This is a genomic window from Streptomyces sp. NPDC013455 (assembly GCF_040632975.1).
Lineage (GTDB): Bacteria > Actinomycetota > Actinomycetes > Streptomycetales > Streptomycetaceae > Streptomyces.
This window is the reverse complement of record NZ_JBEYCX010000022.1, coordinates 12,036-27,458: the sequence shown is the minus strand read 5'-3', so window position 1 is coordinate 27,458 and position 15,423 is coordinate 12,036. Positions and strand designations below refer to the sequence as shown.

Below are 15,423 nucleotides of genomic sequence, written 5' to 3'. Positions count from 1 at the left end.
GCCGCGGGAGCTGTAGGAGCATCCAAAACGCCCCGCGCGCGTGCCTGGTGAAACGCGTATTCCGCGATGTGGGGCGGGTGCGGCACGATGGACGCATGGCACTCACGAACGACCACCCCGGTGAGCGGGCGGCTCAGGATCCCATCAAGCTGATCGGTGTCCGGGAGACCGCGCTCTCCGTGGACGAGGTGTTCCGGGCCGTCGGGGACGACGCGGCCGGCGGCATCGCGCTGTTCGTGGGGACCGTGCGCAACCACGACGGGGGCGCCGACGTGGACGCGCTCGGGTATTCGTGCCACCCCAGTGCCGAGGCCGAGATGCGGCGGATCGCCGAGAAGGTCGTCGCGGACCATCCGGTGCGGGCGCTGGCCGCCGTCCACCGGGTGGGCGACCTGCGGGTCGGAGACCTCGCCGTCGTCGTCGCCGTGGCCTGTCCGCACCGCGCGGAGGCCTTCGACGCCTGCCGCAAGCTGATCGACGACCTCAAGCACGAGGTCCCCATCTGGAAGCACCAGAGGTTCTCGGACGGCACCGAGGAGTGGGTCGGCGCCTGCTGACCCGGACGGCGCCCCGGCCACCCGCCCTCGACCCGCCCGCCCCGACCGCTCGCCCTTGACCCGCACGCCCCGACCGCTCGCCCTCGACCCGCCCGCCACGGCCCGCACGCCCCGACCGCTCGCCCTCGACCCGCACGCCACGGCCCGCACGCCCCGCCCGCCGTCCCGCGCCCCCCGGCCACCCTGTCCGGACCCGCACGTCCCCCGGCCCGCCGGCCCGCGGCCCGCATCGCCGACCGTGCCCTCCCCCCTCCCCCCCTCCCCCCTGCCCCCTGCCCCCGGCCGCCTCGCCGCCCACGCCCCCGTTGCCCCGGTCGGCCCCGGCCATGACCCGTTTGCCGTCACACGCGGCGCACGCTTCCCTCCGGTTGCGTAACCGGGACCCTGGCGTGAGCGTTGTCCCTGCGGATGGTTAATCTGCTGATCAGTCAGTTGCGGACGCTCATGGCGTATGGGAGGTCGGCATGGGGGTGCTTGTCTGGCTGCTGATTCCGCTTATGGCTGCGATCGGCGGCGGCCTGTGGGGCAGCTGGGCCAACCGGACCCGCAAGGCGCGCGGTGACGGCCCTGAGCTGGACGGATACGCCCGGTTCCGCGAGGCGATGGAGAAGCCCCGCTCCGGTGCGGGCGGTGTGTGACGGGGGTGCCCTCACCGTGCCCTGACGAAGGCGTCCCGTACTGTCGTGGCATGCCACGCCGCACCGCGACGATGCTCGCCTCGACCCTGATGCTGATCGCGCTCCTGTGCGCGGGAGTGCTCATCCCCGTGCCGTACGCGGAGATGTCTCCCGGCCCGACGGTGAACACGCTCGGGGAGCACGACGGCGAGCCGGTGCTGCAGATCTCCGGGCACAAGACGTATCCGACCGACGGCCACCTGAACATGACCACGGTCCGCGTCACCAGCGCGGACTTCCGGATGAACATGGTGGAGGCGGTCTACGGCTGGCTGGCGCACGACAGCAAGGTCGTCCCGCACGACACCCTCTACCCGGACGGCAAGACGGAGGAGCAGTCGACCCAGGAGAACGCCGAGGAGTTCAGCCAGTCCCAGGAGAGCGCCAAGGTCGCCGCCCTGAAGGAACTGGGCGTCCCGGTGAAGTCCTGGGTGATCGTCTCGACCGTCGTCAAGGGTTCCCCCGCCGAGGGCAGGCTGCACGCCGGTGACGTGATCGAGTCCGTCGACGGTACGGCGGTGAAGCAGCCGGCCGACGTCGCCAAGCTGGTCACCCGGCACAAGCCGGGCCAGAAGGTCGTCTTCACCGTCGTGCCGGCCAAGGAGCAGGCCGCCGCGGAGAAGGCGCACCGGACGGCGACCCGGAAGCAGGACGTCACCATCACGACCACCACCTCCGCCGACGGCGGGGCCAAGCGGGCCGTCGTCGGGATCTCCGCCGGGACCGACCACACCTTCCCGTTCACCATCGACATCAAGCTGGCCGACGTCGGCGGGCCCAGCGCCGGCCTGATGTTCGCACTCGGCATCTACGACAAGCTCACCCCGGGCAGCCTCACCGGCGGCAGGTTCGTCGCCGGCACCGGCACCATCGACGACAACGGCACGGTCGGCCCGATCGGCGGCGTCGAGATGAAGACCGTCGGCGCGCGCAGCAAGGGCGCGCGGTACTTCCTGACGCCCGCCGACAACTGCGCGGCGGCCGCCAAGGACACCCCGGACGGGCTCACCCTGGTCAGGGTCGAGACCATCGGCGACGCGCTCGACGCGCTGAAGGACATCCGCAGCGGCGACACCGCCGCGCTGCCGAAGTGCACCACCAAGGGCTGAGCGGACCGTGACACGGCTGGGGGCGCTCCTGGACACCAGGAGCGCCCCCAGCGCCGCATCGGGGCGGAGCGGCTCAGTCCGCGAAGGTCGCCGTCAGTGCGTCCGCCAGACCCGGCACCAGGTCGGGGCCGGTCAGGACCTCGGTCGAGGAGTCCTTCTCACGCAGCCGCAGCGCCGACTCGCGGCTGCCGTCGCGCAGCACGGCCACCGTCATCCGCACCTCCTGGCGCTCGGGGTGCCGCGCCACCCAGGTGGCCAGACCGGCCTCGTCCAGACCGGACGGGACCTGCCCCTCGGCCGACGGCGGCAGCATCAGGCGCTCGACCGTGAGCGCGCAACCGGTCACGGCGTCGGGCCAGGCGATGGTGGCGAGGAACTCGTCCAGCGGTGCGCCGGACGGGATCTCGTCCTGCTCGATGGGGGTGAGACCGGCGGTCTCGGATTCGTCCGTGAGGCCCAGTTGAGCCGCGAGCGAAGGTTCCTGAGCCCGCAGCCGTGCGGTGTCTACAAGGGCGAAGAGGCGAGCGGGCTGGTCCCAGCCGAGGCCGGAGGCGTACTCGTCGATCTCGAGTACGGCCCGGGTGAGCGGGTTCGCTGCCATGGGAGTGTTGGACATGGTCACAATCCTGCCTCGTTCCCGGCCGGAATCGGGAACCGAGTAAACCCTGAGTAAGTTGCATAAGTGTGGGCCCGCGATCACGGGGGGCCACGGCGGGCCCGCGAACCCGAGGGTCCGACGGATCGACAGCGAACTTCGAGGTGCGCACCTTGGCTTTCCAGATGCCGGACCGCGGCGGAGGCCCGACGGGGCCACGGATCAGAGCGGGCCGCCCGTCCCGGCGGGTGAGGGCCCTGCTCGTGACACTGGGCGTGCTCGCCGTCCTGGGCATGGCGTTCACCATGTTCGCGGGCTTCTGGACGGACTGGTTGTGGTACCGGTCGGTGCACTACTCGTCGGTCTTCACCACCACCCTGTCGACCAAGATCAGCCTGTTCTTCGTCTTCGGACTGCTGATGGCGGTCGCGGTCGGCTTCAACATCTGGCTCGCGCACCGGCTGCGGCCCCCGCTCAGCGCCATGTCGATGGAGCAGCAGAGCCTCGACCGCTACCGGATGGGCATCGCGCCGTACAAGAAGTGGCTGCTGATCGCCGTCACCTCCCTGGTCGGGCTGATCGCGGGCGCCTCGGCCTCCGGCCAGTGGCGGACGTGGCTGATGTGGGTGAACGGCGTGCCCTTCCACCAGAAGGACCCGCAGTTCCACCTGGACGTCTCCTTCTACGCATTCGACCTGCCCTGGTACCGGTTCCTGCTGGGCTTCGGCTTCGCCGCGGCCATCCTGTGCCTGATCGCCGCCGCGCTCACCCACTACCTGTACGGCGGGCTGCGCGTCACCAGTCCCGGTGCGCGGGCCACCGCCGCCGCGACCGGCCACCTGTCGGTGCTGCTCGGCATCTTCGTCGCCCTCAAGGCCGTGGCCTACTGGCTCGACCGGTACGGCCTCGCGGTCAAGTCCAGCGACTTCAAGGCGACCGGCAACTGGACCGGCCTGCGCTACGTCGACGCCAACGCCTACCTGCCGGCCAAGACGATCCTGTTCTGCATCGCCGTCATCTGCGCGCTGCTGTTCTTCGCCACCCTGTGGCGGCGTACCTGGCAGCTGCCGGTCATCGGCTTCGGCCTGATGGTGCTGTCGGCGATCCTCATCGGCGGCCTGTACCCGGCCATCGTGCAGAAGTTCCAGGTCCAGCCCAACGAGCAGGCCAAGGAAGCGCCGTACGTCCAGAAGAACCTGAAGGCGACGCGCGAGGCGTACGGCATCGACGACGCCAAGGTCACCGCGTACTCGGGCCAGTCCACGACCTCGGACAAGTCCACGCTGCGCAGCGACGCCAACGACGCGGCGAGCATCCGGATCATGGACCCGAACATCGTCTCGCCGACGTTCCAGCAGCTCCAGCAGATGAAGAACTACTACGGCTTCCCGACCAACCTGGACGTCGACCGGTACCCCACCGAGGACGGCAAGGAACAGGACACGGTCGTCGGCCTGCGCGAGCTGAACCTGGACGGCGTCCCGAAGAACAACTGGATCAACGACCACTTCCGCTACACGCACGGCTACGGCGTGGTCGCCGCCAAGGGCACCGAGGCGAAGGACGGCGAGCCGGTCTTCACGGAGTACGACCTGCCGTCCCGCGGTGACCTCGGCACGTACCAGCAGCGGATCTACTACGGCGAGAAGACCACCACCTACTCGATCGTCGGCGGTCCCCAGAAGGAGATCGACTACTCCGACAACGACCGCGAGAAGACCACCAGCTACCGGGGCGGGAGCGGGGTCAACCTCGACAACCCGGTCAACCGGGCCGCGTACGCGGTGGCGTTCAACGAGCCGCAGATCCTCTACTCGGGCGCGATCGGCGAAGGCTCGCGGATCCTGTACAACCGCACGCCGAAGGAGCGCGTGGAGGCGGTCGCCCCCTGGCTGACCATCGACGGCGACGCCTACCCGGCGGTCGTCGGCCACCGCATCCAGTGGATCGTCGACGCCTACACGACCACCAACGGCTACCCGTACTCCTCCCGCACGACTCTGGGGGACACGACGGCCGACTCGCTGACCGCGACGAACGACTCGCGGGCCGTGGTGGCCCAGCAGAACCAGGTCAACTACATCCGCAACTCGGTGAAGGCCACCGTCGACGCGTACACCGGCGAGGTCCGCCTCTACGAGTGGGACACCAAGGACCCGGTGCTGAAGACCTGGATGAAGGCGTTCCCGGACACCGTGCAGCCGCGGAGCGCGATCTCCCCGGAGCTCATGGACCACCTGCGCTACCCGCAGGACCTGTTCAAGGTCCAGCGCGAACTGCTCACCCGCTACCACGTGACGGACGCCGAGACCTTCCTCACCGGCAGCGAGGTCTGGCAGGTGCCGGACGACCCGACCAACAAGTCGGGCAACGCGGTGCCGCCGTACTACCTGAGCATGAAGATGCCGGACCAGACGAAGCAGGCGTTCTCGCTGTCGACGACGTTCACGCCCAACGGGCGGGACAACCTGAGCGCGTTCATGACCGTCGACGCGGAGGCCGGCACCGGTGACTACGGCAAGATCAGAATCCTGAAACTGCCGACCAGCACGACGGTCGACGGACCGAAACAGGTACAGAGCAAGTTCAACTCCGAACAGGACATCGCCGCCGCGATCAAGCTCCTCAAGGGCGGCGACTCCGACATCGAGTACGGCAACCTGCTGACCGTGCCCCTGGACGGCGGACTGCTCTATGTGGAGCCGGTCTACGTACGCGGCGGTGGACTGAAGTACCCGCTGCTGCGCAAGGTGCTGGTCACCTACGAGGGCCGCACCGCGTTCGAGAACTCGCTGGGCGAGGCGCTCGACAAGGTCTTCGGCGCCCAGGGCCCGGTCACCACGCCACCGGACACCGGCCCCGCCAACCCGCCGAGCACCGGCGACCCGACGGTCCAACAGGCCCTGAAGGACGCCCAGAAGGCCTTCGACGCCGGACAGCAGGCGCTGAAGGACGGGCCGGACTGGGGCGCGTACGCCAAGGCGCAGAAGGACCTCCAGGACGCGCTGAAGCGGGCCGAGGAGGCACAGTCCAAGTCCGGCGGGACCGGCGGCGAGAAACAGAGTTGATCAAGCCCCTCCCGCGTCGTGGTACGGTTGACCTGCAACGGCGCGGGGTGGAGCAGCTCGGTAGCTCGCTGGGCTCATAACCCAGAGGTCGCAGGTTCAAATCCTGTCCCCGCTACTGAAGTCGAAGGCCCGGATTCCGACAGGGATCCGGGCCTTCGTGGTGTGCGAACTCATGTCCTGGAGGGAGTGACGGCCGCGCCGCCGTGGGTAGTTGGGTGGTGTGTGTTTGACTTGTCTCTCTGTGGGCATGTCGACAAAACGCTGAAGTGACCTCACGGGCTGCGGTATACCGGGTGTACCCAGGTTGCAGGTGGTGCGACGATGGACGTTATGGGGGACAAGGCAACTCTGTGTGAGACAGGGCGATTTGTGCAGCCTTCCGGTACGGAGCCGGCCCGCGACGAATTGGTGGACCTGGGGGACACCACCGAGGAGACGCGCCTCGCGCTCGCCGCGCAGAGCGGTGACGCCGAGGCGGCGAGCGTCCTCGGTGCCATGCTGCTGCGCCGCGGTGACCTCGACGGAGCCGAAGCCCACCTGCGGGCCGCCACCGCGGCCGGCGACCGGGCGGCCGCCAACAACCTGGGGGTCCTGCTGCACCAGCGCGGCTACGCCGACGAGGCGGCCGGCTGGTGGCGGATCGCCGCCGTGGCCGGTTCCGCGGCCGCCGCGCACGCGCTCGGCCGCTACCACCGCGAGCGCGGGGACGAGCCCGCCGCCGAGTACTGGCTGCGCCAGTCGGCCGAGCAGGGCCATGTCCTCGGTGCCTACGCGCTCGCCGACCTGCTCGAACACCGCGGGGACGTCGCCGCCGAGCACTGGCTGCGGGCCGCCGCCGAGCGCGGGCACCGGGAGGCGGCCTACCGGCTGGCGCGCGCCCTCGACCGCAAGGACGCGCCCGGGGACGAGACCGCGGCCGACAACGCTGTCGCGGAGGCCGAGCAGTGGTACCGGCAGGCCGCCGCGCGCGGTCACCGGCGGGCCGCGCTCCAGCTCGGGGCGATCCTGGAGAAACGCGGGGAGCTGAGGGAGGCCGGGCGCTGGTACCTGACCTCCGCCAAGGACGGCGAGGCGCGGGCCGCCTGCGCGCTGGGCTTCCTGCTGCGCGACGCCGGTGACACCGAGAGCGCGGCCGTGTGGTGGCTGCGCGCCGCCCAGGACGGCGACGGCAACGCGGCCAACGCGCTGGGCGCCCTGCACGCCGAGCGCGGCGAGACCCAGACCGCCGAGCGCTGGTACCGGGCCGCCCTGGACGCCGGCGACGACAACGGCGCCTACAACCTGGCCCTGCTCTGCGCCGAGCAGGGCCGCATCGCGCAGGCCGAGCAGTGGTACCGGCGCGCCGCCTACGCCGGGCACCGGGAGGCCGCCAACGCGCTGGCCATCCTGCTGCTCCAGGGCGGCGACAGGACCGGGGCCGAGCCGTGGTTCTCCAAGGCCGCCGAGGCCGGCAGCGTGGACGCGGCCTTCAACCTCGGCATCCTCTACGCCGGGCGCGGCGAGGACGAGATGGCGCTGCGCTGGTACGAGCGGGCGGCGGCCGCCGGGCACGCCGAGGCCGCGCTCCAGGTCGGGATCGCCCGGCTGCGCGAGGGCGACGAGCGGGAGGCCGAGCGGCACCTGCGCTGTGCGGCGGGTGGCGGCAGCGCGGAGGGCGCCTACCGGCTGGCCACCCTGCTCGACGCGCGCCGGCCGCCGGAGCCCGCGCACGAGCTGGGCGAGACCGTGCAGGAGAAGACCGAGTGCGAGGAGTGGTACGAGCGCGCCGCCACGCAGGGGCACCGGCGGGCGCAGGTCCGGGTCGGGATGCTCGCGGCGGCCCGCGGCGACGTGGTGGAGGCGGCGCGCTGGTACCGGGCGGCGGCCGAGGCCGGCTCCCGCAACGGCGCCTTCAACCTCGGGCTGCTGCTCGCCCGGGAGGGGAGCGAGCCGGAGGCTGCGGTGTGGTGGACCCGGGCCGCCGACGCCGGCCACGGCCGGGCGGCGCTCCGGCTGGCCCTGGTCTACGCGCGTCGCGGCGAGCTGGCGGAGGGGCAGCGGTGGGCCGACCGGGCGGTGGCGCTGGGGCCCGCGGAGGTCGCGGAGCGCGCGGGGCGGCTGCGCGACGCCCTGCGCGAGGAACTGTCGGCATGATCCCGACCGCGCTCCGCCGAGCGATTTGCATCCCGGCGCCGTTGTCACGTAGTGTCGTGTTCACCGACGCGGGGTGGAGCAGCTCGGTAGCTCGCTGGGCTCATAACCCAGAGGTCGCAGGTTCAAATCCTGTCCCCGCTACTGAAGGCCGAGGGCCGGAATCCAGATGGATTCCGGCCCTCGGTGTTTTCCGCGTGCCCGGGTGAGTGGGCGCGCGTACGCGAAGAGCCCCGGCGGTGCCGGGGCTCTTCGCGGGGAAGCGGGTGGCTACGCGCTCGCGCAGTTCGGGCACAGGCCCCGGTAGGTCACCTCGACGTCCGACACCGTGAAGCCGAAGCGCTCGGTGTCGGGGAGGTCGGCCAGGGGGTTGCCCGTCGGGTGCACGTCGCGGATGGCGCCGCACCGCGCGCAGACCAGGTGGTGGTGCGGCCGGTGGGCGTTCGGGTCGTACCGCTTGGCGCGCTTGTCCGTGCTGACCTCGAGCACCTCGCCGAGGGAGACCAGCTCGCCCAGGGTGTTGTAGACGGTCGCCCGGGAAATCTCGGGCAGCTTGGCGACGGCCCGCGCGTGCACCTCGTCGGCCGTCAGGTGGACGTGCTCGCCGTTCAGGACCTCGGCCACCACGCGCCGCTGCGCGGTCATCCGCCATCCGCGTCCACGCAGCCGTTCCAGAAGGTCGCTCATGGCCACCAGCCTAACAGGAGGGGGAACCAGGTCGGGAATAGGTGTGACTTTGGATCCCTGTTTGACTTAGACAAAGTCCATTGTAGGATCGAACCTGGGTTTGGCCACAGGACAGGATTGGTCAGCGATGACGCAGGAGGCGCACGTGACGCAGGGACCGCTCACCACGGAGGCCGGTGCCCCGGTCGCCGACAACCAGAACAGCGAGACGGCGGGCGTCGGCGGTCCGGTCCTCGTCCAGGACCAGCTGCTGCTGGAGAAGCTGGCCCACTTCAACCGGGAGCGCATCCCGGAGCGCGTGGTGCACGCGCGGGGCGCCGGCGCCTACGGCACCTTCACGGTGACCGCCGACGTCACGCCGTACACGCGGGCCGCCTTCCTCTCCGAGGTCGGCAAGGAGACCGAGGTCTTCCTGCGGTTCTCCACCGTGGCCGGCAACCTCGGCGCGGCCGACGCCGTCCGGGACCCGCGCGGCTTCGCGGTGAAGTTCTACACCGAGGAGGGCAACTACGACCTCGTCGGCAACAACACCCCGGTCTTCTTCATCCGGGACGCGATCAAGTTCCCGGACTTCATCCACACCCAGAAGCGCGACCCGTACACCGGCAGCACGGAAGCCGACAACGTGTGGGACTTCTGGTCGCTGTCGCCGGAGTCGACCCACCAGGTGACCTGGCTCTTCGGCGACCGGGGCATCCCGGCGTCGTACCGGCACATGGACGGCTTCGGTTCCCACACCTTCCAGTGGAGCAACGAGGCCGGCGAGGTCTTCTGGGTCAAGTACCACTTCAAGACCGACCAGGGGATCAGGAACCTCACCGCCGAGGAGGCCGAGGTCCTCGCGGGCAAGGACCCCGACTCCCACCAGCGCGACCTGCGCGAGGCGATCGAGCGCGGGGAGTTCCCGAGCTGGACCGTGGGCGTGCAGATCATGCCGGCGGCGGACGCGGCGACCTACCGCTTCAACCCGTTCGACCTGACCAAGGTCTGGCCGCACGCCGACTACCCGGTCGTCGAGATCGGCAAGCTGGAGCTGAACCGCAACCCGCGGAACGTCTTCGCCGAGGTCGAGCAGTCGATCTTCTCCCCGGCGCACTTCGTGCCCGGCATCGGCCCGTCCCCGGACAAGATGCTCCAGGGCCGGCTCTTCGCCTACGGCGACGCCCACCGCTACCGCGTCGGCATCAACGCCGACCACCTGCCGGTGAACCGCCCGCACGCCACCGAGGCGCGCACCAACTCCCGGGACGGCTTCCTGTACGACGGCCGGCACGGTGACGCGAAGAACTACGAGCCGAACAGCTTCGGCGGGCCGCAGCAGACCGGCCGCCCGCTGTGGCAGCCGTTCGACGGCTTCACGGCCGGCACCGGCGACCACCCGGCCCCGGTGCACGCCGAGGACGACGACTTCGTGCAGGCGGGCAACCTCTACCGGCTGATGTCGGAGGACGAGAAGGAGCGGCTGGTCGCCAACCTGGCCGGCTTCATCTCGAAGGTCTCGCGCGAGGACATCGTCGAGCGCGCGATCGGCAACTTCGCGAGCGCCGACGCCGACTTCGGCAAGCGGCTGGAGGCGGCGGTGCGGGCGCTGCGCGGCTGAGCCGGCCGCGTCCGCGGCTGGGCGGGCCGGACCCCGAGGTGCTCCGGGGTCCGGCCCGCTTCGCGTGCTCAGGGCACCGGTGCGGCCTGCCGGTCCGGTACCCAGCAGCGGATGATGTCGCGGACCGAGACGATCCCGGCCACCTCGCCGCGGTCGAGGACGACCAGGTGCCGGAAGCCGCCGTGCGCCATGGCGCACGCCGCGCGTTCCAGGCTCCAGGTCGGGGCGGCGAAGACGACGTCGGTGGTGGTGTGGGCGTGGGTGGGTTCGGTGTCCGGGTTCTGGCCGAGGCCGATGCAGTTGAGGATGTCGCGTTCGGTGAGGATGCCGATGCCGCCGGCGTCCGGGTCGAGGACCACGGCGGCGCCGACGCGGCGGGCCGACATCAGAGCGGCTGCCTGGCGGAGGGTGTGAGCGGGGCCGAGGGTGAGTATCACCGTGCTCATGGCGTCACGGACGAGCATGAAGGGGCCACCTCCTAGGAACCCCTGAATGTTCAGGGGTTCACAAGTTCACAAGTGGGGTGGGCTCAGAGTGCCAGGTAAAGCACAGGTCAACAAGAGGGCGCGCGAGGGCGGTTGAGCGCGCACCCGGCTTCCTGACGGCGGTTCAGCGACCCCCGCCGAGATACCCCAGCAGCTGGTCGTGGAGCAGGCCGTTGGACGCCGCCGCGTCGCCGCTGTGCGGGCCCGGACGGCCGTCGAGGCCAGTGAAGGTGCCGCCCGCCTCGGTCACGATGATCGCGTTGGCGGCCATGTCCCACAGCGACAGCTCCGGCTCGGCGCAGAAGTCCACGGAGCCCTCCGCGACCATCATGTACGGCCAGAAGTCGCCGTACGCGCGCGTGCGCCAGACCTGACGGGTCAGGTCCAGGAACCCGTCCAGCCGGCCCCGCTCCTCCCAGCCGGAGAGCGAGGAGTAGGCGAAGGAGGCGTCCGCCAGCCCGCCGACCCGGGAGACGTGAATGCGGCTGGCGGAGGTGAGACTGCGGCCGCTGAAGGCGCCGTGGCCCTTCGCGGCCCACCAGCGGCGGCCGAGCGCGGGAGCGGAGACGAGACCGACGACGGGCTCGAAGCCTCCCACGCCCTCCTCCATGAGGGCGATGAGCGTGGCCCACACCGGGACACCGCGGACGTAGTTCTTGGTGCCGTCGATCGGGTCGACCACCCAGCGGCGGGGGCCGCTGCCCTCGACGCCGTACTCCTCGCCGAGGACGGCGTCCCTCGGGCGGGCGCGCTGGAGCCGGCCGCGGATCACTTCTTCCGCCGCCTTGTCCGCTTCGCTCACCGGGGTCATGTCCGGCTTCGTCTCCACCTTCAGGTCGAGCGCCTTGAAGCGGTCCATGGTGGCGGCGTCGGCGGCGTCCGCGAGAACGTGGGCGAGACGGAGGTCGTCGAGGTAGTCGGGCATGTGGGGAACGGTATCCGTCCGGCGGGCCCGCGGGCCACCGGGGGGCCGGACGGGGGACGGCCGCCGCGAACCCTTGACAGTGCATACAAGCGCGTCAAATCTGGGCCCAGTGTCGCCGTGCCCAGGGAGGCGAGGATGCCTGCTGCCCGGGAATCTCTGTTGGACGCCGCGTACACGGCGCTGGCGCGCCGGCCGTGGTCCGCGGTGCGGATGGTCGACGTGGCGGTGTCGGCCGGAGTCTCCCGGCAGACGCTGTACAACGAGTTCGGCAGCAAGGAAGGGCTGGCCAGGGCGCTGGTGCGGCGGGAGGCCGACGGTTATCTCGCCGGTGTCGAGCGCGCCCTGGCCGGGGCCGCCGGGCCGGAGGACCGGCTCACCGCGACCGCCGAGTGGACGGCCGCCGCCGCCCGGGACAACGCCCTGGTCAGAGCCTTGCTCACCGGCTGCTGGAGCGAGTGGCTGCCCGCCCCGCCGCTCACCGCCGCACCCTCCGCCTCCGCGGTGCCGGCGCAGCGCCGGGCGGACGGGCCGCTGCCGGCGCCCCGCGACTTCGTGCGGATCGTCCGGGACCGCGCGGCCACCGCGCTGGCCGGTCCCGGCGCCGGCCCGGACGACACCGCCGAACTGCTCCGCTGCTGCGAACTGGCCGTCCGGCTCGCCCTGTCCTGCGTGGCGGCCCCACCCGGCGAGGGCGGCATCGCCGAACTGGTCCACGCGGTGCTCCCACGCCACCTGGCGTGAGCACCCCGGCCCCGCCCGCCGGTGTTCCGCGCCTCCCGGTGCGAGCGCCCCGGCCCCGCCCACCCCCCCCGGTGTGCCCTAGTGGGCCGACCCCGACAGCTGGAGTCCGATGACGCCGACGATCACCAGGCTGATCGAGACGATCTTCAGGGTCGAGACCAGGTCGCCGAGGAAGACCATGCCGTAGATGGCGGTGCCCGCCGCGCCGATGCCGGTCCACACGGCGTAGGCCGGCCCGACGTCGAGCTTCTTCAGGGACAGGGTCAGCAGGCCGAAACTGCCCAGCGCGAACGACGCGAAGGCGATCGTCGGCCACAGACGGGTGAACCCGTGCGAGAGCTTCAGGCACACGGCGAAACCGGTCTCCAGAAGTCCGGCCACTATGACCAGCAGCCACGCCATGAACGGTCCTCCCGTTGGTCCGGATCTCCGGCTCGGTGCGATTATGCACTTACCGGACTCACGCCCCGGCAAACAACTCGAGGCTCAGTCGCCTTCCGTGCGCTCCCGCGTCGCCAGCAGCCGGCGCAGCGAGTACAGCCGCGCCGGATCCGCGTGCCCCTCCCGCACCCAGGCGTCCAGCGCGCAGTCCTGCTCGTCGTGACTGCACGCGCGCGGGCAGCCCTCCGTGCCGGGCACCAGGTCCGGGAAGGCGTGGATCACCCGGGACGGATCGATGTGCGCGAGCCCGAAGGACCGGACGCCGGGGGTGTCGACGACCCAGCCGTCCGCGCCGGTCAGCGGCAGGGCGAGGGCGGAGGTGGTGGTGTGCCGGCCCCGGCCGGTCACCGCGTTGACGTGCCCCGTCGTACGCCGGCGCTCCTCGGGGACCAGCGCGTTCACCAGCGTCGTCTTGCCGACGCCCGAGTGCCCCACGAACGCGGTGATCCTGCCGTCCAGGTGCGCGCGCACCCGGTCCGCCGCGTCCCCGTTCTCCAGCTCCTCCCGGCTGGTGACGACGTAGGGGATGTCCAGGGCGCCGTACAGCTCCAGCAGCTTGTCCGGCGGGGCCAGGTCCGACTTGGTCATCACCAGCAGCGGCTCCAGACCGCCGTCGAAGGCCGCGACCAGACAGCGGTCGATCAGCCGGGGGCGGGGCTCCGGGTCGGCCAGGGCCGTCACGATCGCCAGCTGGTCGGCGTTGGCGACCACCACCCGCTCGTACGGATCGTCGTCGTCGGCGGTACGGCGCAGCAGCGAGCTGCGCTCCTCGATGCGGACGATCCGCGCGAGGGTGTCCTTCTTGCCGGACAGATCACCGACCAGCGCCACCCGGTCACCGACCACCGCGGCCTTGCGGCCCAGCTCGCGTGCCTTCATCGCCATGACGGCCCGGTCCCCCACCAGGCAGGTGAGCCGTCCGCGGTCGACGGTGAGGACCATGCCCTCGGCCGCGTCCTCGTGCTTGGGCCGGATGTTGGTCCGCGGCCGGTTGCCCTTGCGGTTGGGGCGGCTGCGGATGTCGTCCTCGTCGGTGTGCTTGCCGTAGCGGCGCATGGTGTACGTCCCTACTGCCCGAGCATCCCGGTCCACAGCTCGGGGAAGTCCGGCAGCGTCTTCGCGGTCGTCGCCACGTTCTCGATGCGCACTCCCTCCACGGCCAGGCCGATGACTGCTCCGGCGGTCGCCATCCGGTGGTCCTCGTAGGTGTGGAAGACCCCGCCGTGCAGCGGGCGCGGGCGGATGTGCAGGCCGTCGGCCGTCTCCGTGACGTCACCGCCCAGCTCGTTGATCTCCTTGGTGAGCGCGGCCAGCCGGTCCGTCTCGTGCAGCCGCAGGTGCGCCACGCCCCGCAGGGTGGACGGCGAGTCGGCGAGCGCGGCGACCGCCGCGATGCCCGGGGTCAGCTCACCCACGTCGCCGAGGTCCACGTCGATGCCGTGGACCGCACCCGAACCGGTGAACACCAGCCCGAAGTCGGTGAGTTCGCAGGAACCGCCCATCTCGGTGAAGATCTCCCGCAGCCGGTCACCCGGCTGGGTGGTGCGCGCCGGCCAGTCCGGGATCAGCACCTTGCCGCCGGTGACCAGCGCCGCCGCCAGGAACGGCTGCGCGTTGGACAGATCCGGCTCGACCGTCAGGTCCCGGCCGAGCAGCGCGCCCGGCGTCACCCGCCACACGTTCGGCTCGCCGCCCGACTCGGGGGTGTCCACCTGGGCGCCGACCGCGCGCAGCATGTCCACCGTCATCCGGATGTGCGGCATCGACGGCAGGGACGCGCCGGTGTGCCGGACCTCGACGCCCTGGTTGAAACGCGGACCGGACAGCAGCAGCGCCGAGACGAACTGGGAGGACGAGGAGGCGTCGATGGAGACCGGACCGCCGTCCAGCGCGCCGCCGCCGTGCACGGTCAGCGGGAGCGCGCCCCGGCCGTCGTCGTCGATCCGGGCGCCGAGCGTGCGCAGCGCGTCGATCACCCCGTCGAGGGGACGCTCGTACGACCTGGGGTCCCCGTCGAACCGGATCGGACCGTCGGCCAGCGCGGCCACCGGCGGCAGGAACCGCATCACCGTGCCCGCGTTGCCGACGTCGACCGTGGCCGGGCCGCGCAGGCCGTTCGGCAGCACCCGCCACGCCTCGCCGGTACCGTCGGGGCCCACCCCCTCCTCGATCTCCACGCCCATCGCGCGCAGGGCGCCCGCCATCAGGAGCGTGTCGCGGGACCGCAGCGGGCGGCGCAGCCAGCCGGGCTCGGAGGCCAGGGCGGCCAGGACCAGCGCGCGGTTGGTGACCGACTTGGACCCCGGCACGTGGACCGTCGCGTCGACGGCCCCGCTCGCGTGCGGGGCGGGCCAGAGGGCGGTGGAGGAGGTGTTCGGGGCCATGGGGCCACTGTATAAGGAGGGCCC

14 protein-coding genes and 2 tRNA genes are annotated in these 15,423 nt (G+C 71.6%); 9 read left to right on the top strand and 7 right to left on the bottom strand.

Annotated features, from left to right (window positions below; all coding sequences use genetic code 11):
* Positions 1 to 95: 95 nt before the first annotated feature.
* From ABZ576_RS28665 to ABZ576_RS28655, 3 genes are all read left to right on the top strand, one after another.
* Complete coding sequence (locus ABZ576_RS28665) at positions 96 to 557, top strand: molybdenum cofactor biosynthesis protein MoaE (RefSeq protein ID WP_360746930.1); 462 nt, start codon at positions 96 to 98, stop codon at positions 555 to 557.
* A 464-nt stretch (positions 558 to 1,021) separates the two neighbouring features.
* Positions 1,022 to 1,195 carry a hypothetical protein gene (locus ABZ576_RS28660; protein ID WP_360746927.1) on the top strand — a complete coding sequence of 58 codons (174 nt, stop codon included), beginning with the start codon at positions 1,022 to 1,024 and terminating at the stop codon, positions 1,193 to 1,195.
* A 50-nt stretch (positions 1,196 to 1,245) separates the two neighbouring features.
* Entirely contained in the window at positions 1,246 to 2,343 is a 1,098-nt protein-coding gene (locus tag ABZ576_RS28655; RefSeq protein WP_360746925.1) for a PDZ domain-containing protein, read from the top strand.
* A gap of 73 nt (positions 2,344 to 2,416) precedes the next feature.
* Here the strand turns inward: ABZ576_RS28655 and ABZ576_RS28650 are convergent, their stop codons facing one another.
* Positions 2,417 to 2,959 (bottom strand): PPA1309 family protein, encoded by a 543-nt coding sequence (locus ABZ576_RS28650; protein WP_360746922.1) that lies wholly within the window; start codon positions 2,957 to 2,959, stop codon positions 2,417 to 2,419.
* 164 nt (positions 2,960 to 3,123) lie between these two features.
* Between ABZ576_RS28650 and ABZ576_RS28645 the strand changes: the two genes are divergently transcribed.
* The 4 genes from ABZ576_RS28645 (at position 3,124) to ABZ576_RS28630 (ending at position 8,280) form a co-directional block, all read left to right on the top strand.
* Complete coding sequence (locus ABZ576_RS28645; RefSeq protein ID WP_360747185.1) at positions 3,124 to 6,006, top strand: UPF0182 family protein; 2,883 nt, start codon at positions 3,124 to 3,126, stop codon at positions 6,004 to 6,006.
* A gap of 41 nt (positions 6,007 to 6,047) precedes the next feature.
* Positions 6,048 to 6,121, top strand: a tRNA-Met gene (locus ABZ576_RS28640).
* Positions 6,122 to 6,327: 206 nt separating this feature from the next.
* Complete coding sequence (locus tag ABZ576_RS28635; RefSeq protein WP_360746919.1) at positions 6,328 to 8,139, top strand: sel1 repeat family protein; 1,812 nt, start codon at positions 6,328 to 6,330, stop codon at positions 8,137 to 8,139.
* Positions 8,140 to 8,206: 67 nt separating this feature from the next.
* A tRNA-Met gene (locus ABZ576_RS28630) sits at positions 8,207 to 8,280 on the top strand.
* 126 nt (positions 8,281 to 8,406) lie between these two features.
* Here ABZ576_RS28630 and ABZ576_RS28625 read toward each other — a convergent pair.
* Positions 8,407 to 8,823, bottom strand: coding sequence for a Fur family transcriptional regulator (locus ABZ576_RS28625; protein ID WP_030339000.1), 417 nt, complete (start codon positions 8,821 to 8,823; stop codon positions 8,407 to 8,409).
* A 145-nt stretch (positions 8,824 to 8,968) separates the two neighbouring features.
* Here ABZ576_RS28625 and ABZ576_RS28620 point away from each other — a divergent pair, with 145 nt between their 5' ends.
* Entirely contained in the window at positions 8,969 to 10,423 is a 1,455-nt protein-coding gene (locus ABZ576_RS28620; RefSeq protein ID WP_360746916.1) for a catalase, read from the top strand.
* Between the two features lie 68 nt (positions 10,424 to 10,491).
* On the opposite strand, the gene ABZ576_RS28615 is transcribed toward ABZ576_RS28620, so the two are convergent.
* Both ABZ576_RS28615 and hisN read right to left on the bottom strand, forming a co-directional pair.
* Positions 10,492 to 10,887: a CBS domain-containing protein gene (locus ABZ576_RS28615; protein WP_360746913.1), complete on the bottom strand. Its 396-nt coding sequence runs from the start codon at positions 10,885 to 10,887 to the stop codon at positions 10,492 to 10,494.
* A 145-nt stretch (positions 10,888 to 11,032) separates the two neighbouring features.
* Positions 11,033 to 11,833, bottom strand: a complete 801-nt coding sequence (gene hisN, locus ABZ576_RS28610) for a histidinol-phosphatase (RefSeq protein ID WP_360746909.1) — start codon at positions 11,831 to 11,833, stop codon at positions 11,033 to 11,035.
* 135 nt (positions 11,834 to 11,968) lie between these two features.
* Between hisN and ABZ576_RS28605 the strand changes: the two genes are divergently transcribed.
* Entirely contained in the window at positions 11,969 to 12,574 is a 606-nt protein-coding gene (locus tag ABZ576_RS28605) for a helix-turn-helix domain-containing protein (protein ID WP_360746906.1), read from the top strand.
* A gap of 78 nt (positions 12,575 to 12,652) precedes the next feature.
* On the opposite strand, the gene ABZ576_RS28600 is transcribed toward ABZ576_RS28605, so the two are convergent.
* The 3 genes from ABZ576_RS28600 to aroA all read right to left on the bottom strand — a co-directional run bounded on the left by ABZ576_RS28600 (position 12,653) and on the right by aroA (position 15,399).
* On the bottom strand, positions 12,653 to 12,976 hold the full coding sequence (locus ABZ576_RS28600) for a multidrug efflux SMR transporter (RefSeq protein WP_208034153.1): 324 nt from the start codon (positions 12,974 to 12,976) through the stop codon (positions 12,653 to 12,655).
* 84 nt (positions 12,977 to 13,060) lie between these two features.
* Positions 13,061 to 14,071 carry a ribosome small subunit-dependent GTPase A gene (rsgA, locus tag ABZ576_RS28595; RefSeq protein ID WP_360746903.1) on the bottom strand — a complete coding sequence of 337 codons (1,011 nt, stop codon included), beginning with the start codon at positions 14,069 to 14,071 and terminating at the stop codon, positions 13,061 to 13,063.
* An 11-nt stretch (positions 14,072 to 14,082) separates the two neighbouring features.
* Positions 14,083 to 15,399 carry a 3-phosphoshikimate 1-carboxyvinyltransferase gene (gene aroA / locus ABZ576_RS28590; protein WP_360746899.1) on the bottom strand — a complete coding sequence of 439 codons (1,317 nt, stop codon included), beginning with the start codon at positions 15,397 to 15,399 and terminating at the stop codon, positions 14,083 to 14,085.
* Between the last annotated feature and the right edge of the window lie 24 nt (positions 15,400 to 15,423).